Source organism: Streptococcus henryi DSM 19005 (genome assembly GCF_000376985.1).
Taxonomy (GTDB): domain Bacteria; phylum Bacillota; class Bacilli; order Lactobacillales; family Streptococcaceae; genus Streptococcus; species Streptococcus henryi.
This window is the reverse complement of the sequence record NZ_AQYA01000033.1, coordinates 44,258-71,015: the sequence shown is the minus strand read 5'-3', so window position 1 is coordinate 71,015 and position 26,758 is coordinate 44,258. Positions and strand designations below refer to the sequence as shown.

Sequence of the window (26,758 nt, the reverse complement as noted above, 5' to 3'; positions counted from 1 at the left end):
CTATGACACAAACAAAATTAATTTTTATGGGGACGCCTGATTTTTCAGCGACAGTTCTCAGAGGAATCTTGGCTGATGAGCGCTATCAAGTCTTGGCTGTTGTGACGCAGCCTGACCGTGCTGTTGGCCGTAAAAAAGAGATCAAGATGACGCCTGTTAAGGAAGTGGCTTTGGAGCATCAATTGCCTCTTTATCAACCTGAAAAACTATCTGGCTCGCAAGAAATGGAAGACTTGATGGCACTCGGTGCAGATGGTATTGTCACTGCTGCCTTTGGTCAATTCTTACCAATGAAACTCATTAACTCTGTGGACTTTGCGGTTAATGTCCACGCTTCTCTCCTTCCAAAATATCGCGGCGGAGCACCTATTCATTACGCCATCATCAATGGTGAAGAAGAAGCGGGTGTTACCATCATGGAAATGGTTCAGAAGATGGATGCAGGAGACATGGTAGCCAAGGCTTCAACACCTATCACGGATGAAGATAACGTCGGTACTATGTTTGAAAAGTTAGCTATCGTTGGCCGTGACTTGCTCTTAGAAACCCTGCCTGGATACCTTTCAGGTGATATTAAACCTGAGCCTCAGGACGAGAGTCAAGCAACTTTTTCACCAAACATATCACCTGATCAAGAACGTATTGACTGGAATAAGTCAGCCCGTGAGGTCTTTAATCATATTCGTGGTATGTACCCATGGCCTGTTGCCCACACTCTTTTAGATGGCAATCGCTTCAAAATCTATGAAGCTCAGCTAGCAGAAGGTCAAGGTCAACCTGGTCAAATTATTGAAAAAACGAAGAAATCCTTGCTAGTTGCCACAGGCAGCGGAGCTATTTCCCTAAAAACAGTTCAGCCAGCTGGAAAACCACGTATGACTATCAAAGATTTCCTTAACGGCGTTGGCCGTACCCTTGAAGTAGGTGATTTCCTTGGCAAATAATTGGAAAAAAACAGCGCGTGGCGGGGCTCTCTTGGTCCTAGATCAGGTTTTTCAGGAGGGGGCATACTCCAATATTGCCCTTAATAAGGTCTTGAATAAGCGTGATTACAGTGATAAAGACAAGAGTCTCATTACTGAAATTGTCTATGGAACAGTGGCTCGCAAAATCACCCTTGAGTGGTATTTGGCGCATTTTATTGCAGACCGTGACAAGCTGGAGCCGTGGGTCTACCATCTTCTTCTGCTCAGTCTCTACCAGATGATTTATCTGGATAAGATTCCTGCCCATGCTGTGGTCAATGATGCTGTCGCTATTGCAAAAAATCGCGGGAACAAACAAGGTGCGGAAAAATTAGTTAATGCTGTCTTACGCCGAGCTTCAGAACAAGAATTGCCAGACCCTTCAAGCATCAAGAGAAAGAATAAGCGTCTTTCAGTTGTCTACTCTACGCCAGTTTGGTTGGTCAAGAAATTGATCGAACAATACGGAGAGAAGCGTGCTCAAGCTATTCTAGAGAGTCTCTTTATTCGAAATAAGGCAAGTATTCGCGTAACGGCCCCTGAAAAAATGGCTGAGCTTGCTGCGGAGACCGGGGCGGAATATTCAAAACTTTCCCCAGTTGGCTTGGTCAAAGATTCTAGTCACTTTGCTGCGTCAGCCGCATTTGCTGCAGGTCAGATTACCATTCAGGATGAAACGAGTCAGTTGGTAGCGCCAACGCTTGATATTCAAAGGCATGAAAAGATCTTAGATGCCTGCAGCGCCCCAGGTGGGAAAACGACTCATATGGCATCTTATCTGACGACGGGTCATATCACAGCCCTAGATTTATATGACCATAAACTTGAATTGGTAGCTGAAAATGCTGAGCGTCTTCATGTGGCTGATAAGATAAGCACCCAGAAGCTTGATGCCACTAAGGTTCATGAAGTCTTTAGTCCTGATACTTTTGATAAGATTTTAGTTGATGCGCCATGTTCTGGAATTGGTCTTATTCGACGTAAACCTGATATTAAGTATAATAAGGAAAATCAAGATTTTACGGCTCTTCAAGAAATTCAGCTTCAGATACTATCTAGTGTTTGTCAAACCTTGCGAAAAGGTGGTATAATAACCTATAGCACTTGCACTATTTTTGATGAGGAGAATTTCCAGATTATTGAAAAATTCCTGGAGACGCATCCTAATTTTGAGCAGGTAAAACTGAGTCATCTACAAGAAGATATTGTTAAGGACGGCTGTCTTGCTATTACGCCTGAGCAATATCAAACAGACGGTTTCTTTATTGGACAAGTCAAACGTATCTTGTAAGGTCAAGGAGGAAACTGACACAGTCAGAGGAATAATTATGAAAATTTCACTTGTAACAGATATTGGGCAAAGACGCTCAAATAACCAAGATTTTATCAATCGATTTGATAATCAAAACGGAATTACGCTTATCGTTTTGGCTGATGGAATGGGTGGACATCGCGCAGGAAATATCGCCAGCGAAATGACGGTTACAGACCTTGGACGCGCATGGATTAATACTGATTTTACAGAGGTTGATCAGATTCGTGACTGGCTGTTGGTAATTCTTGAAACAGAAAATCGTAAAATATATGAGCTTGGTCAATCAGAGGAATATAAAGGTATGGGGACAACGGTAGAAGCAGTTGCCTTGCTTGGTAATACCGCTGTTTATGCCCATGTTGGCGATTCTCGTATTGGTCTAGTTCGTCAAGGACACTATACCCTGTTAACAAGCGACCATTCACTTGTTAATGAATTGGTTAAGGCTGGTCAATTGACTGAAGAAGAAGCGGCTAGCCACCCACAAAAAAATATCATTACTCAATCTATTGGGCAAGCTCAACCTGTACATCCAGATCTTGGGCAACAAGAACTTGAAGCAGATGACTACTTGGTTATCAACAGTGATGGCTTGACGAATATGATTAGCAACTCAGAGATTGTTGGTACCCTTGTGCAGTCAGGAAGTGTTGATGAAAAAAATCGTCAATTAGTTAACCTCGCTAATAACCGAGGAGGTCTTGACAATATCACGGTTGCCCTTGTTCACGTCGAAAGTGAGGACTTTTAATGATTCAGATTGGCAAATTATTTGCTGGTCGTTATCGGATTCTCAAGTCTATCGGGCGTGGTGGAATGGCGGATGTTTATCTAGCTAATGATTTGATTTTGGATAATGAAGAAGTCGCTATCAAGGTGCTTCGGACTAATTATCAGACAGATCAGATTGCTGTAGCACGTTTCCAGCGGGAAGCGCGAGCAATGGCAGAGCTAAATCATCCAAATATCGTAGCCATCCGTGATATTGGGGAAGAAGACGGGCAGCAATTCCTAGTAATGGAGTATGTTGACGGTTCTGACTTAAAGAAATACATCCAAGATCGCGCACCTTTGTCAAACACAGAGGTAGTACGAATCATGGAAGAAGTCTTGTCAGCTATGACCCTTGCCCATCAAAAGGGCATTGTCCATCGTGATTTAAAACCACAGAATATTCTTTTAACTAAAACAGGGACAGTTAAGGTTACAGACTTTGGTATTGCAGTTGCCTTTGCTGAAACGAGTTTAACACAGACTAACTCCATGTTAGGGTCTGTGCACTACCTTTCACCTGAACAGGCTCGTGGTTCAAAAGCCACTGTTCAGAGTGATATCTATGCTATGGGTATCATGCTTTTTGAAATGTTGACAGGTCACATCCCTTATGATGGTGATTCAGCAGTTACGATTGCATTGCAACATTTCCAAAAGCCACTACCATCTATCATTGCTGAGAACAGAAATGTTCCTCAGGCACTTGAGAATGTTGTTATTAAAGCCACTGCTAAAAAGTTGAGCGACCGCTATGCTTCAACCTTTGAAATGAGCCGTGATTTAATGACGGCACTTTCTTATAATAGAAGTCGTGAGCCCAAGCTTGTTTTTGAAGATACTGAAAGCACAAAAACTTTACCAAAGGTATCGCCTGTCAAACCACTGCAGTCAACCGAACAATTGCTAGAAAAGCAAAAAGAAAAGCAGGCTAAGCAGGAGTCCGTTGAGCCAACAAAAACCTCTAATGACTTACCACATAAGATTAAGAAATCACGTAAAAAAACAATTTTAAGTAGTTTCTTGAAACTCTTCTTCGCCTTCTTTGTAGTAGGCGTGATGATTTTAACCTACTTAGTATTGAACAATCCTAAAACGGTCAGTGTACCAGATGTAACTAATCTAACTCTTGAAGTAGCTAAATCTGAACTAGAAGATGCTGGCTTAGAGGTTGGGACAGTACAGGATGTTGCTAGTGATGATGTTGAAGAGGGACATGTTGTTAGAACTAATCCTAAATCAGGTACCAAGAAACGTGAAGGCTCTAAGGTTGATATTTACCTTTCTTCAGGCAACTCCGGTTTTACTATGCCAAACTATGTGGGTGAAGATTACGAAGATGCTATTGAAGAATTGACAAGTACCTATGGTGTTGCAAAATCTAAAATTAAAGTTGAACAAGTATCAACCAGTGATTATTCACCAGGAGTTATTATCAGTCAAACACCAGATGCAAAATCTACGGTTAATCCAGATAATGCTAAAATCACATTTACAGTAGCTACAGCAGGTTCTGTAACAATGCCTTTGGTGACAGATATGTCCTATGCTGATGCTGTTAACGCACTAACAGCACTGGGAATCTCTGCATCACAAATCAAAACTTACGTTCCGAGTCTTTCTTCAGCAAGTGGTTATATTGAAGTTCATTCACCATCTTCAACAGCCATAGTTTCAGCACAATCACCATATTATGGTAACCAAATTGACTTATCAAATTCTGGCGAAATCGTACTTTACCTCTATACAGACGATACAAGTGAAGAGTCTTCAGAACCATCAACAACAGAATCTTCTACAAGCTCAACGAGTGAATCAACTGCTTCAACAAGTGAGCAAAGTTCGGAGGAAGAGTCAGAAACTGAAACTGAGGACTACTCAGGTTAACAATATGAAAATATTTAAGGCCTATAAAAATTCCTGAAACTTTGATAAGTATTTTTAACGTTTTTACACACTCCAAAAGAAGCTTTGATGGCTTCTTTTTTTCTTTAAAAATCTTGTCAAAAGATGCATAATCACACTGTTTTTGGTAAAATGACAGAAAGTGCGTTTCAAGGAGAAGAAATGAAAAAATTTCAATTTTTCTTATTAGTAGAATGTATCCTCTTAGCCTTAGGGATAATGACCATTCTAGCTAATGATTTATCTAGTTTTATTTTGATACTGGTTCTAATTCTCTTGGCTTTGAGGTTTTATAATCAAGATACACGAAATAATTTTTTATTGACTGTCAGCTTATTAATGCTTTTTTTGATTTTCATGCTTAATCCCTATATTATCTTAGCGGTTGTATTGGGAGTTGCTTATGTGGTCATTAATCACTTTTCACAGGTTAAGAAAAAGAATCGTTTTGCCTTGATTCGTTTTCGTGAAGAAAAACTAGAAGTTCGCCCAAGCAGAAATCAGTGGATTGGTGCGGCAAGTTACGAGAGTGATTTCTATGCATTTGATGACGTTAATATCGTTCGAGTTAGTGGTAGTGATACTTTTGATTTAACCAATGTTATTATTTCTGGCAAAGACAATGTCATTATGATTCGTAAGGTCTTGGGGCCAACTAAAATTCTTGTTCCAATTGACGTTGCTGTTAAATTAGATGTGACAACAATTTATGGAACGATGACTTATTTTGACTATGAACCTTATGACTTGCGAAATGAGTCCATTAAACTATGGCGGCCAGAAGATCGTAAAGCCATTAAATCTGTTAAGGTTATTATTAATACGATAGCAGGAGATGTGGAGGTCAGCCGATTGTGAAAAAATATCATTACGTCCTTTTGCTACTTTACTCTAGTGTTATCATATCTGCCATTGTTTTTATTACGCTTGATAGTTTAGGATTGAAATTACAAGATTTAATAACAGATTTTTGGATCTTAGAACAGTTTGTGTTTTCCATTGTCTTTTTGATTTTGGCTGTCATGATTTTACTTCTTCTCTTATGGGTCATACTTGATGACAATAGTAAGCGCAGCATTAACCAAAACCTCAGACGAATTCTTAATAATCAGCCACTAAAATTGGATGAAGAAAGTGAAATCAATGTTAATTTGCAGCGCTTGTCTAAGAAAATGAGTCATTTGACGACTAGTATTCAGAATACTGAAAATACCAAAATTTTAAAGGGACAAGAGATTGTTAAACAGGAACGTAAACGAATTGCGCGTGATCTTCATGATACGGTTAGTCAAGAATTGTTTGCATCTTCGATGATTCTTTCTGGTGTCTCCATGAATATAGACCAATTGGAAAAAGATCAGCTTCAAACACAATTGCTTGCTGTCGAGGATCTCTTGCAGAATGCTCAGAAAGACTTGAGGATTCTTCTCTTACATTTAAGACCAACTGAGCTTGAGAATAAAACTTTATCCGAAGGATTTGATATGATCCTAAAAGAATTGACAGATAAAAGTGATATTGAGGTTGTTTACCAAAAAAATATCGATCGTCTGCCTAAGGCGATGGAGGATAACCTTTTCCGTATTGCACAGGAATTCATCAGTAATACTCTTAAACATGCTCGTGCAAGTCGTCTAGAAGTTTATCTGATTCAATCTGAAACAGAGGTTCAACTTAAAATGGTTGATGATGGCTGTGGATTCGATATGGATACTGCACGTGATCTGAGCTATGGCTTGACCAATATTGAGGACCGTGTAGATGATATGGCAGGAACGATTAAGCTCTTAAGTCAACCTGGAAAAGGGGTTTCTATGGATATTCGACTCCCCTTAGTTAAAGAAGAAACAGTGGAAGAAGATATAGTTGAGGAGAAAAAATGACAAAAATTAATGTAATTTTGGTTGATGACCACGAGATGGTACGCCTTGGTTTGAAGAGTTTTCTTAATTTGCAGCCAGATGTTGAAGTTATCGGTGAAGCTGGAAATGGCAGAGCGGGAATTGATGTGGCCCTTGATCTTCGCCCGGACGTTGTTGTCATGGATTTAGTCATGCCAGAGATGAATGGCGTAGAAGCAACTTTGGCACTTTTAAAAGAATGGCCAGAGGCAAAAATTTTAGTACTGACATCTTACTTGGATAATGAAAAAATTTATCCAGTTATTGATGCTGGCGCTAAAGGATACATGTTAAAAACCTCAAGCGCTGCAGAAATTTTAAATGCCATTCGTAAGGTGTCCAGAGGAGAATTGGCCATCGAAACCGAGGTTGATAAGAAAATCAAAGCCCACGATGCTAAACCAGACTTACATGAGGATTTAACGGCGCGTGAACGCGATATTTTGGCCCTCCTTGCCAAAGGTTATGATAATCAGACTATTGCTGACGAGCTCTTTATTTCATTAAAAACGGTTAAAACACACGTTTCAAATATTCTTGCCAAGTTAGAGGTTGATGACCGTACTCAGGCAGTCGTCTACGCTTTTAAACATCATTTAGTCGCACAAGACGATGAATAAATGGTATAATATACCTATGCTTTTTAAAGACTAATGGAGGACTTAGAGGGGCTAAAACAAATAAGTGATTATCCCTTTCTTAATAGAAATATGGACGTAAAAACGAAATATAAAGCTAAGAAAATCAAGGCTGTTTTCTTTGACATTGATGAGACTCTCCGTATTAAAGAGACAGGATATATGCCAGAATCTATTACTTATGTTTTTGAACAACTAAAGTCAAAAGGAATTCTGACAGGTATTGCTTCTGGGCGAGCTATTTATGGTGTAGTTGATGACATTCGTGCTCTTAAGCCAGATGTTTTTGTTACCATTAATGGTGCCTGTATTTTAGACAAGAAGGGGGAAATAGTCTATAAAGACCCTGTAAACCCAGAACTTGTTAAAGACTATGTTGCTTGGTGTAAGGAGAAAGGCATTGCCTATGGTTTTGCTGGTTCAGACACTGCAGTCGTTTCAGAACGCTCTCAACTTGTTGATGATGCCATTATTCCTGTTTATGGTCTAGGACTTGTAGATCCGGATTATCATTTATCAAATGATGTTTACCTTATGTGGACCTTTGCAGATAATAATGCTGAGCTTGTTTTGCCAGAAAATTTGGCTAGTGACTTGCGTCTAGTGCCATGGCATCCTCATTCATCAGATGTTATTCGTGAAGGCATTTCAAAAGCTTCTGGCGTTGCCCATGTTCTTGAAAAAGAGGGGCTTAAACCAGAGAATGTTCTTGTCTTTGGCGATGAACTCAATGACATGGAACTCTTTGATTATGCTGGATTGGCGGTAGCTATGGGTGTGTCCCATCCAGAATTGCAGAAAAAAGCAGATTTTATTACGAAAAAAGTAGAAGAAGATGGCATTTTGTATGCCTTGGAGGAACTCGGTTTGGTAGAAAAACAATTAAACTTCCCACAAGTTGACCTTTCAAGTATTGAAGGTCCTGTAGCAACAATTAAAACAAATCATGGTGACATGAAGATTAAACTCTTCCCAGAACATGCACCAAAAACAGTAGCAAACTTTGTAGCTTTGGCTAAAGATGGCTACTATGATGGTATTATCTTCCACCGTATTATCAAAGATTTCATGATTCAAGGTGGTGACCCAACAGGAACTGGTATGGGTGGACAATCTATCTATGGTGATAGCTTTGAAGATGAGTTTTCAGATGAACTTTACAATGTTCGCGGTGCCCTTTCTATGGCTAATGCTGGACCAAACACTAATGGAAGCCAATTCTTTATCGTGCAAAACGATAAAATTCCTTATGCTCAAAAAGAATTAGAGCGTGGTGGCTGGCCTGCACCAATCGCAGAGCTTTATGCTGCAAAAGGTGGAACACCACATTTGGATCGTCGTCACACTGTTTTTGGTCAATTGATGGATGAAGCATCTTATCAAGTTCTTGATGCTATTGCTGGTGTTCAAACTGGTGCTCAAGACAAACCTGTAGAGGATGTTGTTATTGAAACAATCGAGGTAGCTGACTAATGAAGATTGGCGACAAACTCACTGGGACGATTACAGGCATCAAGCCTTACGGTGCCTTTGTCGCCCTTGATAATGGGACGACAGGTCTCATTCATATTTCAGAAATTAAGACAGGCTATATAGATAATATCTATAATTCCTTGACTCTTGGCGAGGAAGTACTTGTTCAAGTGGTGGATTTTGATGAATTTACCCAAAAAGCTAGCCTCTCACTACGTACCTTGGAAGAGGAAAAACATCACTTTCCACATCGCCATCGTTTTTCAAACAGTCGATACAAAATCGGCTTTAAACCGCTTGGAGATAGTCTTCCAAAATGGACAAAAGAAGCACTAGAGTTTCTGCAAGATAAAAAATAAAATGAAAGCTAACTTCGGTTGGCTTTTTCTTTTTCTTCAAGCTATAAAGCTCTGCTATTTTCCCGAAAATATGGTAAAATAAGAGGTAGACTATAAAAAATTGGAGAATAGAATAAACCTTGAGTATTGATGATTATAGGCCGACCTTCGTGGTTGAGGCAGTTTATGATTTAAGAGCGGAAGATTTGTTGCGTCATGGTATTCGTGCAGTCTTAGTTGATTTGGATAATACCCTTATAGCCTGGAATAATCCTGATGGTACGCCTGAGGTGCGTGCTTGGCTGGATGAGATGACCATTGCCGACATTTCAGTAGTTGTTGTGTCTAATAACAATCACTCTCGTGTAGAGCGTGCTGTGGCAAGATTTGGTGTTGACTTTGTCAGCCGCGCTATGAAGCCACTCACACGAGGTATTGACATTGTTATGGAGCGCTACGGATTTGATAAAGATGAAGTGATTATGGTTGGAGATCAGCTCATGACTGATATCAGAGCTAGTCATCGAGCTGGTATTAAATCAGTTCTTGTTAAACCATTAATCAAATCTGATGCTTGGAATACTAAGATTAATCGCTGGCGCGAACGTCGAGTTTGGGCCAAACTTGAAGAAAAATACGGAAAAATCGTATATCATAAAGGAATTTAATGGAAGAACTATTTTGTATTGGCTGTGGAGCCAAAATCCAAACGGAAGATAAGGAAAAGGCTGGCTATACCCCTGCCAGCTCAATTCAAAAAGCAGAGGAAACGGGTGAACTTTATTGCCAACGCTGTTTCCGCTTGCGTCATTACAATGAAATCGTGGACGTTCACATCACAGATGATGAGTTTTTGAAACTCCTTCACGAAGTTGGTGACAGTGACGCCCTTGTGGTCAATGTGGTTGATATTTTTGACTTCAATGGCTCAGTTATTCCTGGCTTGTCACGTTTCGTCTCTGGTAATGACGTCCTTTTAGTCGGCAATAAAAAAGACATTTTGCCTAAGTCAGTAAAAGACGGCAAGGTGACACAATGGTTAGCAGAGCGCGCCCACGAAGAAGGTCTTCGTCCAGTTGATGTCATTTTGACCAGTGCTCAAAACCATCATGCTATCAAAGACTTGATTGATTGTGTTGACAAGTACCGTAAAGGTCGTGATGTCTATGTGGTTGGTGTAACCAATGTTGGTAAATCAACTCTTATCAACGCTATTATCAAGGAAATCACAGGAGATAAGGATATCATTACCACTTCACGTTTCCCAGGAACAACCCTTGATAAGATTGAAATACCTTTGGATGACGGTAGCTACATCTTTGACACACCGGGGATTATTCACCGTCACCAGATGGCCCACTATTTGAGCGCCAAAAACCTCAAATATGTCAGTCCTAAGAAAGAAATCAAACCAAAAACCTATCAGCTCAACCCTGAGCAAACCCTTTTCTTGGGTGGCTTGGGTCGCTTTGATTTTATTCAGGGCAATAAGCAGGGCTTCACAGCTTACTTTGACAATAATCTCAATCTTCACCGTACCAAGCTTGAGGGAGCTGACGCTTTCTATGACAAGCATGTTGGAAGCCTTCTTATGCCGCCTGGACCAAAAGAAGTGGCAGATTTTCCAAAACTTGTTCGCCATGAATTTACCATCAAGGACAAGATGGACATCGTCTACTCAGGACTAGGCTGGATTCGCATCCAAGGCAAGCAAGATAATCCTGTAAAAATCGCTGCATGGGCACCAGAAGGTGTCGGTGTCGTCATCAGAAAAGCTCTTATTTAAGACTTGTTTAGGACTGGACTTGTTGACGGCTTATGCTGAAGGTATCATTTATAAGATGAACTGATTAGCTTACATAAGAAAAACACAAAAGAAAGAGGTCGGCTTGCCAGACAAGCCAGCTCAAGGAAAGAAAATAAAAAGAAAGGATGTTCGAGTCAGAATATTTTCTGATTTGAACAGGCCCTAAGAGCTATGTGAAAAAGATAAAGATTTTTCCAAGACACAAGTATCTTGAAAGAGTCTGCATCTTGAAGAGGGTGCGTCTGCAAAATCAATTTCTTGGAAAGAACGATTTTGGTCTTACTTTTTTTCACATTGCAGTTTACGGGCTTCGTATCATAATATATGCTAACATCTAAACAGCGTGCCTTCTTAAAATCAGAAGCACATACACTTAAACCCATTGTTCAAATTGGGAAAAATGGTCTTAATGACCAAATCAAAACAAGCGTTCGTAACGCTCTTGATGCCCGTGAATTGATTAAGGTAACTCTTCTTCAAAATACTGATGAAGATATATATGAAGTTGCGGAAATCTTGGAAGAAGAAATTGGCTGCGATACTGTACTTAAAATTGGACGTATCCTTATTCTCTATAAAGAATCAGCTAAAAAAGAAAACCGTAAACTATCACCAAAAGTAAAAGCTATTAATAAATAATAAAGAGCTTAGTTTGAGGTAAGCTAGATAGAAAAAGGTAAGACCCTAACGTCGTTTGGAGGCACTATGGCAATTGAATTACTGACTCCTTTTACAAAGGTGGAGTTAGAGAAAGAGAAAAAAGATAAAAATCGTAAACAAATTGGTATCCTGGGCGGAAATTTTAATCCCGTTCACAATGCCCATTTACTTATGGCTGATCAAGTACGTCAGCAACTTGGCTTGGATGAGGTTTTGCTCATGCCAGAATACCAGCCACCTCATGTAGATAAAAAAGAAACCATTGATGAAAAACATCGCCTTAAGATGCTTGAACTAGCTCTTGAAGGTACTGAAGGTCTGGGTATTGAAACAATTGAGTTGGAACGTAAAGGTATCAGCTACACATACGATACCATGAAACTCTTGATTGAGAAAAATCCAGATGTAGACTATTATTTCATCATTGGTGCAGATATGGTGGATTATTTACCTAAATGGCACCGAATTGAAGAACTGATTCAAATGGTACAGTTTGTTGGTGTTCAACGTCCTAAATATAAGGCTGGAACATCATATCCAGTTATTTGGGTTGATATGCCGCTCATGGATATCTCATCAAGCATGATTCGCCACCGCATTGCCATTGGTTGCAAACCAAACTTCCTGTTACCTAAACCTGTTCTTGATTATATCGAGAAAGAAGGGCTATATCTATGACCTACCAAAAGTATACAGGTATGTCTCGTGAGGCTTTATTGGAAAAAGTGCAGAGCGTCATGTCTGAAAAACGTTTCAACCATGTTTTAGGTGTGGAAAAGGCAGCTATCGACTTGGCTGAGCTTTACAAGTGTGACAAGGAAAAGGCAGGACTTGCAGGACTGATTCATGATTACGCTAAGGAATTACCAGACCAAGACTTTCTGGACCTGATTGATAAGTACCAGCTTGACCCTGAACTCAAAAAATGGGGCAATAATGTCTGGCATGGTCTGGTCGGGATTTACAAAATTCAAGAGGACTTAGGAATCACAGATTCCGAAATCTTGCGCAGTATTGAGATTCATACGGTCGGAGCAAGTGAGATGAGCTTGCTGGATAAGATTGTTTATGTGGCAGATTACATTGAACATAACCGGAATTTCCCACTAGTGCAGGAAGCGCGTGTGATAGCACAGCAGAATTTGGATAAGGCAGTAGCCTTCGAAACTGTTCATACAGTAGAACATTTGGCTCACCAAGCTCTGCCTATTTTCCCACAAACCATTGAAACTTATAATGCATTTTACAAGTATTTGAAAGAGGATTAATAGTGACTAAAGAAGAATTATTAGAATTAGTAGTCCGTGCGGCTGATGAAAAACGCGCTGAGGACATTGTTGCCCTGGATTTGGCTGGTTTGACAAGCTTGACAGATTATTTTGTGATTTTGTCAGCAACAAATAGCCGTCAATTGGACGCCATTGCTGATAACATTCGTGAGAAAGTTAAAGAAGCTGGTGGAGATGCTAGCCATTCTGAAGGTAAAGATGGTTGGATTTTGATTGACCTTAATGATGTTATCGTTCATATCTTTACAGAAGATGAGCGTCTTCATTATAATCTTGAAAAACTTTGGCACGAAGCTCCTGTGGTTGATGTCACAGGCTACCTTGCATAAGGCAAAACTGATACAAAAAATATGTCTGGAACCTCTTAATGTCCCAGACTATTTTTCATGACGATTAGAAAGATTTTAATATGGCTACTTATGAAACATTTGCGAGGGTCTATGATTCAATCATGGATGACTCGCTCTATGACTTGTGGACGGATTTTTCGCTCCGCCATTTACCTAAAAAGAAAAATGCCAAACTTTTGGAGTTGGCCTGCGGAACTGGGATTCAGTCTATCCGCTTCAAACAAGCGGGCTTTGATGTGACAGGACTAGACTTGAGTCAGGACATGCTGGATTTGGCAGAAAAACGTGCCAAATCAGCCAAGGTCAACATTCCCTTTGTTCAGGGCAATATGCTGGATTTATCATCAGTTGGGACTTTTGATTATGTGACTTGTTATTCAGATTCTATCTGTTACATGGATGATGAAGTTGACGTTGGTGATGTTTTTGTTCAGGTTTACGAGCATCTCAATGAGGGTGGTACTTTTATTTTTGATGTCCACTCAACTTACCAAACTGATGAGGTTTTCCCAGACTATTCTTACCATGAAAATGCGGAAGATTTTGCTATGGTTTGGGACACTTATGAAGATGAGGCGCCACACTCAGTGGTCCACGAATTGACCTTCTTTATCCAAGACGAAGACGGACGCTTCACACGCTTTGACGAAGTCCACGAAGAGCGCACCTATGACTTGCTGACTTACGATATCCTCTTGGAACAAGCAGGCTTCAAAAATGTCAAAGTCTACGCCGACTTTGAAGACAAGGAACCAACAGAAACCAGCGCAAGATGGTTCTTTGTGTGTGAGAAATAGTTGACATGCCTCACTTTAATTAGTAAAATGATAATAGAAAATGGGGTTAAGCGCCAACTCAACCCCTGATAAGACCGTTTTAAAGACGGGACAGATTTTGATTACAGTAAAAACCGCAATTCGTTACCTGTCAAAGTTAGAAGTGCGGTTTTACTGTTTTATTTTTTATCTTTTAGATAAGCTAATAATGCCAGTAAGAATATGCCTGAGTTTATCATAAGCGCTAGCGCTTCGTAAACTGACATAGCAGAACCTTTCTAGAGAAGAACGTGTTTTCCATAGGCAACACCTCCACTCGTTTTTAGATTTCTGCCCCGACTTCGGAACCTTCTCAATATTATTATTCGTAAAAAGAGATGAAAACCAACTATACCAGCAAGTTTTTTCTGCTGGTCTTTTTCTATCCTTCCGTTAATTGCTAAATATCCTTCCGATAGCCTCATTATCCTTCCCTTACATGTTATAATAAAAGGAGTAGTAGAAATTTCAGGAGCATCCCTATGACAATTACTGGCATTGTTGCCGAATTCAATCCTTTTCATAATGGTCACAAGTACCTGCTGGAGCAGGCGTCTGGTCTCAAAATTGTTGCCATGTCTGGTAATTTCATGCAGCGTGGTGAGCCAGCCCTTGTGGATAAGTGGACCAGGGCCCAGATGGCGCTGGAAAACGGTGCTGATCTGGTGGTCGAGCTGCCTTTTCTGGTGGCGGTTCAGTCTGCTGATTATTTCGCCCAAGGGGCTGTGGATATCCTAGCCAAGCTTGGCATAAACACCCTGGCCTTCGGTACCGAAGAGTTGCTTGATTATCAGAAAATAGCTGGCCTTTATGAAAAAAATGCTGAGCAGATGCGCGATTTTCTTTCGACGCTACCAGATTCCCTGACTTATCCACAGAAAACACAAGCCATGTGGGAAAAATTTGCAGGGATTCAGTTCACAGGCGATACGCCTAATCATATCTTGGCTCTTGCCTACGCCAAGGCTAGCGCTGGTAAAAATATTCAACTGCAGCCTATCAAGCGCTTGGGGGCGGGCTTTCATTCGGATGCTAAGCACCATGACATCGCTTCAGCAACCGCCATTCGTAAGCACATTGCTGACCAAGCCTTTGTGGAAAAGTCTGCTCCCAACTCGGACTTGATTTTGACTTCTCCACAGGTCTCTTGGGATAATTATTTCCCTCTGCTCCGCTACCAAATCCTGACAAATCCTGATTTAACCACTGTTTTTCAGGTTAATGAAGAGCTAGCTGTGCGTATCAGCTCTGCTATTAGGAGCGTAGCGACTATGGAAGACTTAGTGGATAAAGTGGCTACCAAACGCTATACTAAAGCCCGTGTGCGCCGAATCTTGACCTACATTTTGGTCAATGCTGTGGAAAAGCCGCTGCCAGAGGTTGTTCATGTGCTAGGATTCAGCCGAAAAGGGCGAGAACACCTCAAAACTGTGAAAAAATCTGTGGAAATCGTAGCCCGCATCGGTGCAAAACCTTGGGATGTCATGACCCAGCAAGCCGACCAAGTCTATCAGTTGGGCAATAGCGAGATTGCAGAGCAGACCTGGGGACGAGTGCCGATTAGGGAGGATGGAGATGAGAAGAGAACTTTATAATATTTTAGAGCATGAAGACGAGACTTTTCTTTCTAAGGCCTACAATGTTTTGATGCTTTTAACCATTTTAATCAGCCTTATCCCTTTGATGACCAAGGCCAGCTTACCAGTTTTGACCATTATGGATCATAGCACGGCCATTATTTTTGGGATTGATTATTTTTTGCGCCTCTTTACAGCTGACTTGAAACTCAAACGTGGAAAGTGGTCATTTATTATTTATCCATTTACAGTATTAGCCATTGTCGATTTAGTCAGTATTCTGCCAAACTTCCTGATGTTTAACAGCAGTTTTAAACTCTTGAAAATTATTCGTATGGGTCGCATGCTTCGTGTCTTCAGGGTTATTCGCCATTCTCGAAACATTGAGATTATCAGAAATGTCATTCGTGAACAAAAGGAGGCTTTGTTAGTGGTTGCAGGTCTAGCGCTTAGCTATACCATCATCACAGCACTGCTGATTTATAATGTCGAACCAGACTCTACCTTCGGGACCTTTTTTGAGGCCGTCTATTGGGTGACCATGTCACTGACCACGGTTGGCTATTCCGATATTATCGCAACAACAGTGCTGGGGAAACTCATCACCATGATTTCTTCTGTTCTGGGCATAGCAATTATCGCCTTGCCAGCCGGTATCGTCACGGCAGGCTATATGACTGAGATCACCAAGAAAGACTAGTTAGATGGTCTTATATATAGTCGATAGTAGGTTTTTGGAAATAGCAGAGCATCTTTGATAGAGAATTAAAAAAACAGTATTATCTCAGTTTTAATTTATTAGCTGAGATAATACTGTTTTATAATGTTTTTCCCATTGTAATATGTTGGATACCTGCTTCTTCAAAGATTTCTCCAATTGGCAGGAAGTTCATTTTATCATAAAATCCTCTAGCAGTTAATTGAGCATGAAGGGTTACTTTTTGAAATCCTTGTTGCTTGCAGAAGGAGAGGACGTCTTCTAGGAGGATTTTTCCAAGTCCTTGACCACGATAAGTGTCTAGCACAGCCATACGCTGAAGAGTAGCTTGAGTGTGTTCTTGATTTGGCAAGATTCGACATGTGGCAGCAGCTCTGCCATTGTCATCATAAAGAACAAAGTGCAGGCAATAGGCTTCATTCTGATCAATTTCAAGAGAAGCTGGGACGCCTTGCCCTTTAACAAAGACTATTTGACGAATTTTAACTGCATCAAGATAGGTGTCTGAGAGTGTATTACGTGTTTGTTTGATTTTCATAGGTCTATTATAAGATAGAAAAAAGACTTTGCCAAGTAGCAAAGCCTTTTAATTTAGCGATTAAGCTTGTCCTGAAAGAGCTTCAGCTGCATCGTCCATTGAAAGTACTTCGTGGAAGACACGTTGAGTCAATTCAGTTTTTTGTTCAGGTGTAAGGTATTTAGTGTTTACGCAGTATCCAGAGATACGAACGATAACATCTTCACCACCCATGATTTTTTCGTAAACATCTTTAAGGTCCATAACGTTCAAGTTAACGTGTTGTCCACCGTTTTCAAAGTAACCATCAAGGATTGTTACCAAGTTGTCTACTTGTTCATCGAATGTTTTACCAAGAGCACGTGGAGAAACTTGAGTTGTTAATGAGATACCATCAGCTGCGTATGAGAAGTCAAGGCTAGCAAGTGAGTTAAGGTTTTGCAACCATCCACCTTTAGCTTTGTTTGATGGGTTAGCACCTGGTGAGAAGAATTCAAGTTTAGAAAGGTTTGTAGTACCATCTTCGTTGAGGTATACACCTTTGTGAACTGGTGAGTTACCAGTTTGTTTAGAGTAAGCAACGTTTGAAGTGATTGTAAGAAGTGATACAGTTGCTTCAGCGTTTTTGTAAAGTTTGTGGCTGCGAAGACGAGTAGTGTAAGCTTCGATCAACCATTCAGCCAATTCGTTTGAACGTGGGTCATCTTCACCCCAACGTGGGTAGTCACCAGTTGTTTCGTAATCGTAGATGTAGCCATCTTCGTCACGAAGTGGTTTAACTGTAGCGTACTTAATAGCTGACAATGTATCAACAGTGTTAGCGAAACCACAGATACCGAATCCCATGTTAGCACGTTGATGTGTTGGCAAGAAGGCCATTTGAACAGCTTCGTAGTTGTATTTATCAGTCATGTAGTGGATGATGTTCAATGCATCTACGTAAGTTGAAGTCAACCAGTCAAGAGATTTTTCAAAGTTAGCTTTTACGGTATCGAAGTCAAGAACATCATCACGAATAGGATCGATATCAAATACTTTGTAGTCTTTATGAACATCGTCATAACCACCGTTAAGACCAGTAAGAAGGGCTTTAAGAACGTTAACACGTGCACCAAAGTATTGGATGTTGTGACGTTGTTCTTCATTTTCTGGGTCAAGTGGTGATACACAACATGAGATACATGACATTTCACCGTAACCGTCTTTAGCCATAGTAGTCACACCTTCGTATTGGATTGAAGAGTGTTTGTGTGACATAGCCATACAGTAGCGACGGAATGCATAAGGCAATTTGTCAGTCCAAAGAACTGTCAAGTTTGGTTCTGGAGCGTTACCGATGTTGTCCAAAGTGTTCAAGAAACGGTAGTCCATTTTAGTAACACGGTGACGTCCGTCAGCACCCATACCAGCCATAGAAGTTGTGATGAATGTTGGGTCACCTGAGTAAAGTTCGTCATAAGCTTTTGTACGAGCGAATTTAACTGTACGAAGTTTCATAACGAAATCATCAACAAATTCTTGGATTTCTGATTCAGTAAATGTTCCGCGAGCAAGGTCACGTTCTGCAAAGATGTCAAGAACGATAGGTACACGTCCAAGAGAAGTAGCAGCACCATTGATAACACGGCAGACAGCCATGAATGCGATGTTAACCCATTGGATAGCTTCTTTAACGTTCATAGCAGGTTTGCGAACGTCAACTCCGTAAAGGTCACCCAATTTAACAACTTCACCAAGTGCTTGGTATTGAAGGTTAACTTCTTCGCGAAGACGGATAGATTCTTCATCAATTTCAGTGATTGCGTTCCAGTCGTTAACTTTTTCTTGCATCAAGTAGTCAGCACCGTAGAGAGCAAGACGTGCATAAACACCGATGATACGTCCACGTGAGTAGGCATCTGGAAGACCAGTTACAGTGTGGGCGTGACGAGCACGACGGATGTTTGAAGTATAAGCACGGAAGATACCGTCATTTACTGTTGTAACGTATTTAGTGAAGATTTCATGAACAGCTGGATCTGGTTCAAAACCATTTTCTTTCATAGCTGTTTCAGCCATACGGATACCACCTTTTGGCATGAAGTTCAATTTGAACAATTCATCGTTTTGGATACCGTAAATCAACTCATCTTCTTTTGAAATGTATCCAGCAGGGATACCAGCGATTGAAGAAGGGCGGCTATCGTATGGGAAACGTGTAGCTTCATAGTTTGCTTTAGTTTCTTCTACGATTTTTTTAATTTTAAGTGAACGTTCTGTTGCACCTGCAAGGAAACTTTCATCTCCATCATATGGAGTGTAGTTTGCTTGTACGAAACGAGCAATACTTGCTTTTTCTTTCCAATCAGTACCATTAAAGCCTTCCCAAGCTTTTTCAAAAACATCTGTGTTAGTTTTAACAGTTGCCATTTTATTTCTCCTTAAATCTAGTAACAGGACATCTGTTACATTTACAACTATAGTTTATCATACAGGAAGCGTTTTCTAAAACAAAATGTTTGACAATTTGTACATTCTTTTGTAGTACAGTTTTTTAAGAATGCTCTAACTGTCCTATAAATATGAAAATTTGGATGAAAATGATGAAAAGGAGTATAATAAAATTAGGAAATTGCAAAGTTAAAGGAGGTCTCTCATGATGAAAAACAACAATGTTACAGGTTTTACTTTTTTGTGGCTAGCTCTGTATGCAACAGCTGCCTTTCTATTTGAAATTGTCTTGGTTATTGTTGAGAATTTCTTGGGTATTACTCTCAGTCAGGCAAGCACTTTGCAGATGATTGCTCACTGGACCATAACAAGCCTAGGTTGGCTGGGTATAGGCTTAGCTATCATTGCTTTGGCCAAGAAACAGACAGGCTTTAATCTCTTAAGTAGTGAAAAAAAGGAAATATTACCTTGGCAATGGTTAGCGATTGCTTTGAGTTTCGTTCTAGTTATGCTTGTGCAATACTGGGACTGGAATGGCTTCAAAATTCTCCTTGAATTCCAGCGCTTAGGTTGGTTAAAGTTTATCTTCCAATACCTCTATTATATTGCTGAAAGTTTTTTGATTTCCTTAGTATTGGTTTTTGGGCAAAAGGCTTTTGAAACCTGGTTTAAAAATGATAAAATCCCTTATGGCGGTATTTTACTTGGGCTGACTTGGGGCTTGATGCACATTTTGTCAAAAGGCAGTGTTTTGACAGGTATCATGACCTGTTTAGCAGGCTTTTTATTTGGTAGTGTCTATCTTTTGGTCAATAAAGACTATAAGAAAACTTTTATTATTGTGACTATTTTATTCATGCTTTGAGACTTTAAGGAGGCTTCATGTTAATTTTTCCGTTGATTAACGACACATCACGTAAAATTATCCACATTGACATGGATGCCTTTTTTGCTGCGGTTGAGGAGCGTGATAATCCTGAACTTAAAGGAAAGCCTGTTATTATTGGTGCAGATCCTCGTAAATCTGGTGGCCGCGGTGTTGTCTCTACTTGTAATTACGAAGCACGGAAATTCGGTGTTCATTCGGCTATGTCTTCAAAAGAGGCATTTGAACGATGCCCTCAGGCTATTTTTATTTCTGGAAACCATCGCAAATACAGGGAAATAGGTTACCAAATCCGTGAGATTTTTAAGCGATATACTGATTTAGTAGAACCTATGTCAATTGATGAGGCGTATCTGGATGTTACTGAAAATAAGCAGGGCATCAAATCAGCTGTCAAAATTGCAAAGATGATTCAATATGATATCTGGAAAGAAGTGCATTTGACCTGCTCTGCTGGTGTTTCTTATAACAAGTTTTTAGCCAAACTAGCGTCGGATTTTGAAAAGCCGCGCGGTCTGACTTTGGTTTTGCCAGAAGAAGCGCAAGCATTTTTAGAAAAACTTCCAATCGAAAAATTTCATGGCGTAGGTAAAAAATCAGTTGAAAAATTACATGAATTAGGCGTCTACAGTGGTGCAGATTTGTTAGAGTTATCGGAATGGGAGTTGATTGATCATTTTGGACGTTTTGGCTACGATTTGTATCGAAAAGCTAGGGGCATTTCTAATTCGCCAGTCAGGGCTGACAGGGTACGTAAGTCGATTGGCAGTGAGCGAACTTATGGGAAATTACTTTATGATGAAGCTGATATTAAGGCTGAGATTTCTCGCAATGCTCAGCGAGTGACTGAGACGCTTAAAAAGAATAAGAAGGTCGGAAGAACAGTCGTTTTAAAGGTGCGTTATGCAGATTTTTCAACTCTCACCAAGCGTGTGACTCTGGATGATGTAACGTCGGATTTTGATCTTATTAACCAGTCTGCTCGTTCAATCTACGACAGTCTAGATGAAAACCCAGCAGGAATTCGTCTGCTGGGTGTGACTGTAACTGGTTTGGAAGATGGAAAAATTGATATTCCACTTGACTTGTATTGAAAGAAAATCTTCATAAGAATCAAAAACTTCCCTATCTGTCTTAGAAGGGAAGTTATTTTTTTATTCTTCAATTTCTCTGTTGTTAAGAGTCTTAGCACGTGTATAGGTGTAGAAGTAAAGAGCGATGAAGGCTGATTGCATCAAGATTGTAGTTAGAGAAAAACCATTAGTAAAACTAAAAATAATATTAAATACAGCAATAGCAGTTCCCATAAAATGTGGGATATAGCTGAGCTCTAAATCTTTTTTAGCTTTAGAAAGGTTGATGGCGCTCAAAACAATGATAGCAATAGCTATGGCAATATAAAGAACAGTTGTAAAAATGGCAAAAGGAGTAACACTCGATTTGAGGGCTGCCAGTTGCTCTTCTGTGTAGAGTGCAGTAAATTCTGGATTATCAAGATTCATTTTGATAATGAAAATCCCAAAAATTCCAAAGATATAGAGAACTGTCAAGATTGCATTAAGGACAATGTTAACAATTGTAAAACTGCGAAAAGATTGCTTTACTTTTTCATATGAAATCATAGATCGGTCTCCTAAAATTTTCATTTTTTGTATTATTAATACAATACAGATAGTTTACCATAAATTATGAGAAAGTAAAGTATTTTCTGTCATTTGAAGGATTTAGCATTAAAATACTTGCATTTTTGACAAAATAGCTACTGCAATTCCTCTTATTTAAAAAATGTATCAATATCTTCCTGATTAATGCCTATCATAGGATCAATAAGGAAAATATTCTTTTCAGTCAGTGTATATGTCTCAGGTTCGTCTGTGTTTACTTGATCTTCTAAATCAAGTGTGACCTGTTCTGTGGATAAAGACTTACTAGTTTCTTCAGTTTCACTTGATTGTGGAGCAGCTTCTTCTAGACTGTCTGCTGATATTTCATTAGAATCTTGTGAAAGGGATTCGCTAGCTAGATCACTTCCTGTAAAACGTTGCACAAGATAAGTTTGACGTTTTGAGCCTTCATTTTTAACAGCGTAGTCAAAGGCAGAGATTTCTCCAAGCATGACTAGCTTACTCTTAGAACGTGTGATGGCTGTATAGATGAGGTTACGCTGCAACATACGTCCGCTCTGGCGCGTGATTGGCAGTATCACAACTTGGAATTCACTACCCTGTGATTTGTGGATAGACATGGCATAAGCAAGTGTGATTTTCAGCCATTCATTTCGTGGATAGATGACCTCAGTACCGTCAAATTCCATGTAGATTTCATCTTGTTTAGACTCCGTGTATTTTGCAGGAATCAAATCGGTAATGACACCGATATCTCCATTGAAAACATTTAGCTCAGCATCATTAACCAGATGCAGGATTTTATCTCCTCGACGGAATTTAATGTCGTTAAAGAGGAACTCGTTACCGTCTGCTAATGGATTTAATAAATCTTGCATGAGATTATTTAGGGTATTGATACCAGCTTGTCCTCGATACATTGGTGCTAAGATTTGAATTTCTTGAGGGGCGATTCCGCTTTTAATAGCAGAGCTGACAATTTTTTGCACCATGGTCGGGATATGTTGACTCTGTGCTTCAAAGAAAGAACGGTCTGCCTTTTTCTGTGTAAAATCAGTTGGTAACACCCCTTCTCGCATCTGGGCTGCTAGGGTAACGATTGTCGAATCTTCTGATTGTCGAAAAATCTTTCTGAGGGCAGTTTGTGGCAGCTCTGCTATTTTTAAAAGATCTGCCAAGACTTGGCCAGGTCCGACAGAAGGCAACTGGTCACTGTCACCTACGATAATAACTTGAGTGTTTGAGGAAATGGCGCTGAAAAGCTGGTTGGCTAACCAAGTATCTACCATGGAGAATTCATCTATGATGATGAGGTCGCAGTCCAGATAATCATCCATTGATTGGTAATCGTTGTCACCGTTAAGTCCCAGATGACGATGAATGGTTGCTGCGGGTAGGCCAGTTAACTCATTCATACGACGGGCGGCTCGTCCCGTTGGAGCAGCAAGGACAATTGGGATATCGTTCTTTTTGAGGTCTATGCGGTGGAGGTGGGCGTAAGCGTTGATTAGACCGTTGATAACAGTTGTTTTACCAGTTCCTGGACCGCCTGTCAGAATGAATACTTTACTATTTAAGGCTTGTTTGATGGCATTTTTTTGAATATCATCATAGTGAATACCAAAATCTTCTTCAACACGGTCAATTTCATCGGAAAGTTTGTCATCTGAATAGTGGTCAGCAACAGGTGTGTCCATAATTCGAGTCAAATGCTTCTTAATTCCGGCTTCAGCATAGAATAGAGTATTATCGAAAATTCTAGTTTCAATATTTTGAACCTTGTCTTCTGCAATTAGGGTAGTCAGTTCTTGAGCAACACTGGCAGGATCCAGTTCGACTTGACGTGCTTCCTCCAGCATGATAATGGCATGTTCTAATAAATCACGCGCCTCAACATAAGTATCGCCTCCCTCAATTGACAGTTCAAAGAGGCTATGGACAATAGCTGCGCGAAAACGCTGAGGAGAATCGGCAGTAATTCCCAGTTGTTCAGCTAAGCTATCTGCACTTTTAAAGCCAACCCCTTGGATATCTTCAACTAGCTGATAAGGATTGGCTTGGACAATGTCCAAGGCTTCTTCTTTATATTTGTTAAAGATTTCAACGGCAACACGATTAGTTAAGCCATATTCAGCCAACTTGGAAAGAATTTGTTCCGTGCCGTAATTGAGTTTGAGTTTGGCAATAAAAGCTTCCTTGTTGACCTTGGATAAACCAGAGATTTGATCAAGCTGACTAGGGTCATCAAGAATTTTATCAATGGTATTATCGCCGTAGAGCTGAACGATTTTTTCAGCAGTTTTTCTCCCGATACCTTTAAAATGGTCGCTTGAGAAATATTTAACCAGCCCAGAAGAAGTTGGCTTAGCACGTTCGTAGCGCGTGACTTTGAGCTGCTCTCCGTATTTGGGATGCTGAGTTAATTCGCCCCAAAAAGTGTACTGCTCCCCTTCAATAACATCAGCTATGGTACCAGTAACAATGATTTCAAAATCATCGTAATCTTGGGCATCAGTATCATCAATCTCTAGGAGAAGAATTTTAAAAAAATTACTAGCATTTTCAAAAATAATGCGATCAATTGTTCCTGAAAATGAGACTTCCATATCTATTCCTTACTATTTGAAAGGAGCTGGGCAAAACGTCCTAGCTCCTTAATTCTTAATATCATAATTGTAGTGGCAGTGTAGAAAATGAATTCTAAGATTTAGAGAAGTCTATTCAACACTTCCAAAACTACTTAATGGCCAAAAACGTAATTTAACTTCACCGATAATAGCAGATTTTTTAAAGGTACCAACTTCTCTACTATCTTTTGACACAATACGGTCATCTCCTAAAAGGTAGTACTCTCCTTCTGGAACCTCAACAGTGAATTCAGTGTTTCCAAGAGCATCAGTAGTGAAAGCTTGAGAGGTTTGTGCTAATTGTTGGAACAAAGTATTGTATGAATAGGTGCTTTGGAGCTTATCTGCTTTAAAGGCTTTTTGGTAAGCACTTAAGTAGGCTTCTTGGACAAGCTTATCATTAATATAGAGTGCATCATCTTTATAGGTCACTTTATCACCAGGCATACCGATAACACGTTTCACAATATCTTTTGTTTGACCATTTTCAGTTTCTCTTGCAACGACAATATCAAATCTGTCAATTGATGTTGTTTTAAGGACAATCAGGCGTTCATTATTAGCAAGAGTTGGGTCCATAGAGTGTCCGTCAACCTTAACAGGCTGCCAAACAAACAAACGGCTTAGGCCGAAAACAAGCATAAAGAGGATAAAAAGTCCCCATTCTCTGAGAAATTGTTTCATATTCTAATAGTCCTTATTTATTTAATAGTGCTTGCGCTTTCTGTGTGTTCGCAAAGTGTAATTTAGCTGTGTGTTCTAATCCTGCCATGCCATAGGCCGCAAGGATTTGACTGGCAACTTTATCTGATTTGCTGCCGGCTCCGCTTGGAAGCTGATAACCCGTTTCTTGACTGAGTTTTTCAAGATTTTCCAAGAAGAGATTACGCGCAATGATTGAGCTGACAGCTACAGCAAGATATTTTCCTTCAGCTTTTTCTTCAAAAGTCAGAGGATTATTAAACTGATTGGCCTCAGCTTTGACATATTTTTCGTAGTTTTTTTGACTGGTAAAAGCATCGATAACAATTTTATCAGGCTTTTCCACCTCTTGAAGAAGCAGGTAAAGCGCCTGATTGTGGAGCGCTACTTTAACAGAGACGGCATTATGACGTTTTCCCTTACCAACAACTTGGTTGTATTTATTTGGGGACAATAGCAGAGCTTTGTGAGGAATTTTTTCTTCTAAGATAGGAGCAATTTGACGAATTTTGATGTCATTCAAATTTTTAGAATCATCCACTCCCAACTTCTTAAGGAAAGCATGATCCTCAGGTCTTACCAAACTTGCTACAACAGCAATCCCTCCAAAATAGGAACCATTTCCCACTTCATCTGACCCAACAAGCGCCAAATTTTGAGATACTTTAGAAGCAGAGCTATTAGACATAGCAGAGCTTTCCAGAGCTGTCATTAAGCCTAACTTTTGAGCCACTGAGTTCGCAGCATTACCTTGGATGACAAGTTTTCCAGAAGTATAAATAAGAAGCGTAGCTTTCTCAATTCTGGCAGCAAAGGCAACATAAGGATTGTTGTTGGCAATCTGTTGAGCTTGCAGCTGTGTTTTTAAATTATCCAAAGTTTCTTTATCAGGTGTGGCAACAAAAGTATTCATGCTTATTATTTTATCATAAAATTGTCAAAGTTTTTGGAACTGACTTTAAAACTTAGAGGAAAATTTTTAAGCCGTATTCAGCATAATTCAGATGAGGATTTGCTTCTAAAATGTAATGCCAAAAGTAAGCGCAATAGTTCATTACCAAACTTGATTTTTACTAGAAAAAGGGGCAAAATTTTACGAAATCCTTATTTTAAGGTATAATGCTAAAAGAGGTGACTGTATGAAAAACAAGAATCGTTACAAATTTACATTTGGTGAAAAAACGCTAACCTTGACAACAGACAAAGATAATTTATTCATGGAAGAAGTTGAGCGTGTAGCCAAAGAAAAATACAATGCTATCAAAGAAAAACTTCCCCAAGCTGACAATGAAACATTAGCGATTTTAATGACCATTAATTCTCTCTCAACACAATTATCTCGTGAGATTGAAGTTGAAGCAATGGAAAAAGAGTTGCAAGAATTGCGCCTAAGGGCAATTGATGATTTACAGGAAAAAGCAAGTCAACCAGAGACTGATGAGGAATAAT

At 39.8% G+C, this 26,758-nt stretch carries 27 protein-coding genes and 1 pseudogene; 21 read left to right on the top strand and 7 right to left on the bottom strand.

From position 1 onward, the window contains the following. Positions 1-2 precede the first annotated feature (2 nt). The 16 genes from fmt to F601_RS0106665 all read left to right on the top strand — a co-directional run bounded on the left by fmt (position 3) and on the right by F601_RS0106665 (position 14,209). A complete protein-coding gene (gene fmt, locus F601_RS0106740) occupies positions 3-944 on the top strand; it encodes a methionyl-tRNA formyltransferase (protein ID WP_018164908.1) in 942 nt (313 codons plus the stop codon). Continuing rightward, complete coding sequence (rsmB, locus tag F601_RS0106735) at positions 934-2,256, top strand: 16S rRNA (cytosine(967)-C(5))-methyltransferase RsmB (RefSeq protein ID WP_018164907.1); 1,323 nt, start codon at positions 934-936, stop codon at positions 2,254-2,256. Before fmt ends, rsmB begins: the two co-directional genes overlap by 11 nt. A gap of 37 nt (positions 2,257-2,293) precedes the next feature. Beyond that, positions 2,294-3,031, top strand: a complete 738-nt coding sequence (locus F601_RS0106730) for a Stp1/IreP family PP2C-type Ser/Thr phosphatase (RefSeq protein ID WP_018164906.1) — start codon at positions 2,294-2,296, stop codon at positions 3,029-3,031. After that, a complete protein-coding gene (pknB, locus tag F601_RS0106725; protein WP_018164905.1) occupies positions 3,031-4,938 on the top strand; it encodes a Stk1 family PASTA domain-containing Ser/Thr kinase in 1,908 nt (635 codons plus the stop codon). Before F601_RS0106730 ends, pknB begins: the two co-directional genes overlap by 1 nt. Positions 4,939-5,118: 180 nt before the next feature. Further along, positions 5,119-5,814: a cell wall-active antibiotics response protein LiaF gene (liaF, locus tag F601_RS0106720; RefSeq protein ID WP_018164904.1), complete on the top strand. Its 696-nt coding sequence runs from the start codon at positions 5,119-5,121 to the stop codon at positions 5,812-5,814. Then, positions 5,811-6,839 (top strand): envelope stress sensor histidine kinase LiaS, encoded by a 1,029-nt coding sequence (locus tag F601_RS0106715; RefSeq protein ID WP_018164903.1) that lies wholly within the window; start codon positions 5,811-5,813, stop codon positions 6,837-6,839. The genes liaF and F601_RS0106715 overlap by 4 nt, the downstream gene beginning before the upstream one ends. Next, complete coding sequence (locus tag F601_RS0106710) at positions 6,836-7,477, top strand: response regulator transcription factor (protein ID WP_018164902.1); 642 nt, start codon at positions 6,836-6,838, stop codon at positions 7,475-7,477. The genes F601_RS0106715 and F601_RS0106710 overlap by 4 nt, the downstream gene beginning before the upstream one ends. A 90-nt stretch (positions 7,478-7,567) precedes the next feature. Beyond that, positions 7,568-8,968: a Cof-type HAD-IIB family hydrolase gene (locus tag F601_RS0106705; RefSeq protein WP_026183141.1), complete on the top strand. Its 1,401-nt coding sequence runs from the start codon at positions 7,568-7,570 to the stop codon at positions 8,966-8,968. Further along, the gene (locus tag F601_RS0106700) at positions 8,968-9,327 is read left to right on the top strand and encodes a S1 RNA-binding domain-containing protein (protein ID WP_018164900.1); all 360 of its coding nucleotides are present in this window, start codon (positions 8,968-8,970) and stop codon (positions 9,325-9,327) included. The genes F601_RS0106705 and F601_RS0106700 overlap by 1 nt, the downstream gene beginning before the upstream one ends. A gap of 119 nt (positions 9,328-9,446) precedes the next feature. After that, on the top strand, positions 9,447-9,974 hold the full coding sequence (locus F601_RS0106695) for a YqeG family HAD IIIA-type phosphatase (protein WP_018164899.1): 528 nt from the start codon (positions 9,447-9,449) through the stop codon (positions 9,972-9,974). Next, the gene (gene yqeH, locus F601_RS0106690) at positions 9,974-11,092 is read left to right on the top strand and encodes a ribosome biogenesis GTPase YqeH (RefSeq protein ID WP_018164898.1); all 1,119 of its coding nucleotides are present in this window, start codon (positions 9,974-9,976) and stop codon (positions 11,090-11,092) included. The genes F601_RS0106695 and yqeH overlap by 1 nt, the downstream gene beginning before the upstream one ends. A gap of 345 nt (positions 11,093-11,437) precedes the next feature. Continuing rightward, positions 11,438-11,752: a ribosome assembly RNA-binding protein YhbY gene (gene yhbY, locus F601_RS0106685; protein WP_018164897.1), complete on the top strand. Its 315-nt coding sequence runs from the start codon at positions 11,438-11,440 to the stop codon at positions 11,750-11,752. Between the two features lie 66 nt (positions 11,753-11,818). Continuing rightward, complete coding sequence (locus tag F601_RS0106680) at positions 11,819-12,451, top strand: nicotinate-nucleotide adenylyltransferase (RefSeq protein ID WP_018164896.1); 633 nt, start codon at positions 11,819-11,821, stop codon at positions 12,449-12,451. Further along, positions 12,448-13,041: a bis(5'-nucleosyl)-tetraphosphatase (symmetrical) YqeK gene (gene yqeK / locus F601_RS0106675; RefSeq protein WP_018164895.1), complete on the top strand. Its 594-nt coding sequence runs from the start codon at positions 12,448-12,450 to the stop codon at positions 13,039-13,041. The genes F601_RS0106680 and yqeK overlap by 4 nt, the downstream gene beginning before the upstream one ends. A 2-nt stretch (positions 13,042-13,043) precedes the next feature. Beyond that, positions 13,044-13,391 (top strand): ribosome silencing factor, encoded by a 348-nt coding sequence (gene rsfS / locus F601_RS0106670; protein WP_018164894.1) that lies wholly within the window; start codon positions 13,044-13,046, stop codon positions 13,389-13,391. An 80-nt stretch (positions 13,392-13,471) separates the two neighbouring features. After that, positions 13,472-14,209 carry a class I SAM-dependent DNA methyltransferase gene (locus F601_RS0106665; RefSeq protein ID WP_018164893.1) on the top strand — a complete coding sequence of 246 codons (738 nt, stop codon included), beginning with the start codon at positions 13,472-13,474 and terminating at the stop codon, positions 14,207-14,209. 158 nt (positions 14,210-14,367) lie between these two features. Here the strand turns inward: F601_RS0106665 and F601_RS13690 are convergent, their stop codons facing one another. Further along, positions 14,368-14,454 carry a putative holin-like toxin gene (locus tag F601_RS13690; protein WP_428835781.1) on the bottom strand — a complete coding sequence of 29 codons (87 nt, stop codon included), beginning with the start codon at positions 14,452-14,454 and terminating at the stop codon, positions 14,368-14,370. Between the two features lie 255 nt (positions 14,455-14,709). On the opposite strand from F601_RS13690, the gene F601_RS0106655 reads away from it, so the two are divergent. Both F601_RS0106655 and F601_RS0106650 read left to right on the top strand, forming a co-directional pair. Next, positions 14,710-15,822 (top strand): nucleotidyltransferase, encoded by a 1,113-nt coding sequence (locus tag F601_RS0106655; RefSeq protein ID WP_018164891.1) that lies wholly within the window; start codon positions 14,710-14,712, stop codon positions 15,820-15,822. Continuing rightward, complete coding sequence (locus F601_RS0106650) at positions 15,803-16,504, top strand: ion transporter (RefSeq protein WP_018164890.1); 702 nt, start codon at positions 15,803-15,805, stop codon at positions 16,502-16,504. Before F601_RS0106655 ends, F601_RS0106650 begins: the two co-directional genes overlap by 20 nt. 118 nt (positions 16,505-16,622) lie before the next feature. Here F601_RS0106650 and F601_RS0106645 read toward each other — a convergent pair whose 3' ends face one another. Together F601_RS0106645 and pflB are read right to left on the bottom strand one after the other, a co-directional pair. Then, positions 16,623-17,060: a GNAT family N-acetyltransferase gene (locus F601_RS0106645; protein WP_018164889.1), complete on the bottom strand. Its 438-nt coding sequence runs from the start codon at positions 17,058-17,060 to the stop codon at positions 16,623-16,625. Positions 17,061-17,120: 60 nt separating this feature from the next. After that, a complete protein-coding gene (gene pflB, locus F601_RS0106640) occupies positions 17,121-19,448 on the bottom strand; it encodes a formate C-acetyltransferase (RefSeq protein WP_018164888.1) in 2,328 nt (775 codons plus the stop codon). A 226-nt stretch (positions 19,449-19,674) separates the two neighbouring features. Between pflB and F601_RS0106635 the strand changes: the two genes are divergently transcribed. Both F601_RS0106635 and dinB read left to right on the top strand, forming a co-directional pair. After that, positions 19,675-20,334 carry a hypothetical protein gene (locus F601_RS0106635; RefSeq protein WP_018164887.1) on the top strand — a complete coding sequence of 220 codons (660 nt, stop codon included), beginning with the start codon at positions 19,675-19,677 and terminating at the stop codon, positions 20,332-20,334. 17 nt (positions 20,335-20,351) lie between these two features. Continuing rightward, positions 20,352-21,449, top strand: a complete 1,098-nt coding sequence (gene dinB, locus F601_RS0106630) for a DNA polymerase IV (RefSeq protein ID WP_018164886.1) — start codon at positions 20,352-20,354, stop codon at positions 21,447-21,449. 60 nt (positions 21,450-21,509) lie between these two features. Here dinB and F601_RS0106625 read toward each other — a convergent pair whose 3' ends face one another. The 4 genes and pseudogenes from F601_RS0106625 to rnhC form a co-directional block, all read right to left on the bottom strand. After that, positions 21,510-21,977, bottom strand: coding sequence for a hypothetical protein (locus F601_RS0106625; protein WP_018164885.1), 468 nt, complete (start codon positions 21,975-21,977; stop codon positions 21,510-21,512). Between the two features lie 413 nt (positions 21,978-22,390). Further along, positions 22,391-24,586 (bottom strand): annotated as a pseudogene (gene recD2 / locus F601_RS0106620) (SF1B family DNA helicase RecD2); the annotation flags it as partial. Positions 24,587-24,697: 111 nt separating this feature from the next. Then, entirely contained in the window at positions 24,698-25,291 is a 594-nt protein-coding gene (gene lepB / locus F601_RS0106615) for a signal peptidase I (RefSeq protein WP_018164883.1), read from the bottom strand. 13 nt (positions 25,292-25,304) lie between these two features. Then, complete coding sequence (rnhC, locus tag F601_RS0106610) at positions 25,305-26,222, bottom strand: ribonuclease HIII (RefSeq protein WP_018164882.1); 918 nt, start codon at positions 26,220-26,222, stop codon at positions 25,305-25,307. 226 nt (positions 26,223-26,448) lie between these two features. Here rnhC and F601_RS0106605 point away from each other — a divergent pair, with 226 nt between their 5' ends. Next, complete coding sequence (locus F601_RS0106605; protein ID WP_018164881.1) at positions 26,449-26,757, top strand: hypothetical protein; 309 nt, start codon at positions 26,449-26,451, stop codon at positions 26,755-26,757. Position 26,758 lies beyond the last annotated feature (1 nt).

Excerpts from the sequence above, each read along its gene's own strand:
- F601_RS0106700 (WP_018164900.1), top strand. The coding sequence starts at position 8,968 with ATGAAGATTGGCGACAAACTCACTGGGACGATTACAGGCATCAAGCCT.
- dinB (WP_018164886.1), top strand. The coding sequence starts at position 20,352 with ATGTTAATTTTTCCGTTGATTAACGACACATCACGTAAAATTATCCAC.
- liaF (WP_018164904.1), top strand. The coding sequence starts at position 5,119 with ATGAAAAAATTTCAATTTTTCTTATTAGTAGAATGTATCCTCTTAGCC.
- F601_RS0106635 (WP_018164887.1), top strand. The coding sequence starts at position 19,675 with ATGATGAAAAACAACAATGTTACAGGTTTTACTTTTTTGTGGCTAGCT.
- F601_RS0106625 (WP_018164885.1), bottom strand. The coding sequence starts at position 21,977 with ATGATTTCATATGAAAAAGTAAAGCAATCTTTTCGCAGTTTTACAATT.
- F601_RS0106645 (WP_018164889.1), bottom strand. The coding sequence starts at position 17,060 with ATGAAAATCAAACAAACACGTAATACACTCTCAGACACCTATCTTGAT.
- F601_RS0106705 (WP_026183141.1), top strand. The coding sequence starts at position 7,568 with ATGGACGTAAAAACGAAATATAAAGCTAAGAAAATCAAGGCTGTTTTC.
- F601_RS0106605 (WP_018164881.1), top strand. The coding sequence starts at position 26,449 with ATGAAAAACAAGAATCGTTACAAATTTACATTTGGTGAAAAAACGCTA.
- rnhC (WP_018164882.1), bottom strand. The coding sequence starts at position 26,222 with ATGAATACTTTTGTTGCCACACCTGATAAAGAAACTTTGGATAATTTA.
- fmt (WP_018164908.1), top strand. The coding sequence starts at position 3 with ATGACACAAACAAAATTAATTTTTATGGGGACGCCTGATTTTTCAGCG.
- yqeH (WP_018164898.1), top strand. The coding sequence starts at position 9,974 with ATGGAAGAACTATTTTGTATTGGCTGTGGAGCCAAAATCCAAACGGAA.
- pflB (WP_018164888.1), bottom strand. The coding sequence starts at position 19,448 with ATGGCAACTGTTAAAACTAACACAGATGTTTTTGAAAAAGCTTGGGAA.
- F601_RS0106730 (WP_018164906.1), top strand. The coding sequence starts at position 2,294 with ATGAAAATTTCACTTGTAACAGATATTGGGCAAAGACGCTCAAATAAC.
- lepB (WP_018164883.1), bottom strand. The coding sequence starts at position 25,291 with ATGAAACAATTTCTCAGAGAATGGGGACTTTTTATCCTCTTTATGCTT.
- F601_RS0106680 (WP_018164896.1), top strand. The coding sequence starts at position 11,819 with ATGGCAATTGAATTACTGACTCCTTTTACAAAGGTGGAGTTAGAGAAA.
- yhbY (WP_018164897.1), top strand. The coding sequence starts at position 11,438 with ATGCTAACATCTAAACAGCGTGCCTTCTTAAAATCAGAAGCACATACA.
- yqeK (WP_018164895.1), top strand. The coding sequence starts at position 12,448 with ATGACCTACCAAAAGTATACAGGTATGTCTCGTGAGGCTTTATTGGAA.
- F601_RS0106655 (WP_018164891.1), top strand. The coding sequence starts at position 14,710 with ATGACAATTACTGGCATTGTTGCCGAATTCAATCCTTTTCATAATGGT.
- F601_RS0106650 (WP_018164890.1), top strand. The coding sequence starts at position 15,803 with ATGAGAAGAGAACTTTATAATATTTTAGAGCATGAAGACGAGACTTTT.
- F601_RS0106710 (WP_018164902.1), top strand. The coding sequence starts at position 6,836 with ATGACAAAAATTAATGTAATTTTGGTTGATGACCACGAGATGGTACGC.
- F601_RS13690 (WP_428835781.1), bottom strand. The coding sequence starts at position 14,454 with ATGTCAGTTTACGAAGCGCTAGCGCTTATGATAAACTCAGGCATATTC.
- F601_RS0106665 (WP_018164893.1), top strand. The coding sequence starts at position 13,472 with ATGGCTACTTATGAAACATTTGCGAGGGTCTATGATTCAATCATGGAT.
- pknB (WP_018164905.1), top strand. The coding sequence starts at position 3,031 with ATGATTCAGATTGGCAAATTATTTGCTGGTCGTTATCGGATTCTCAAG.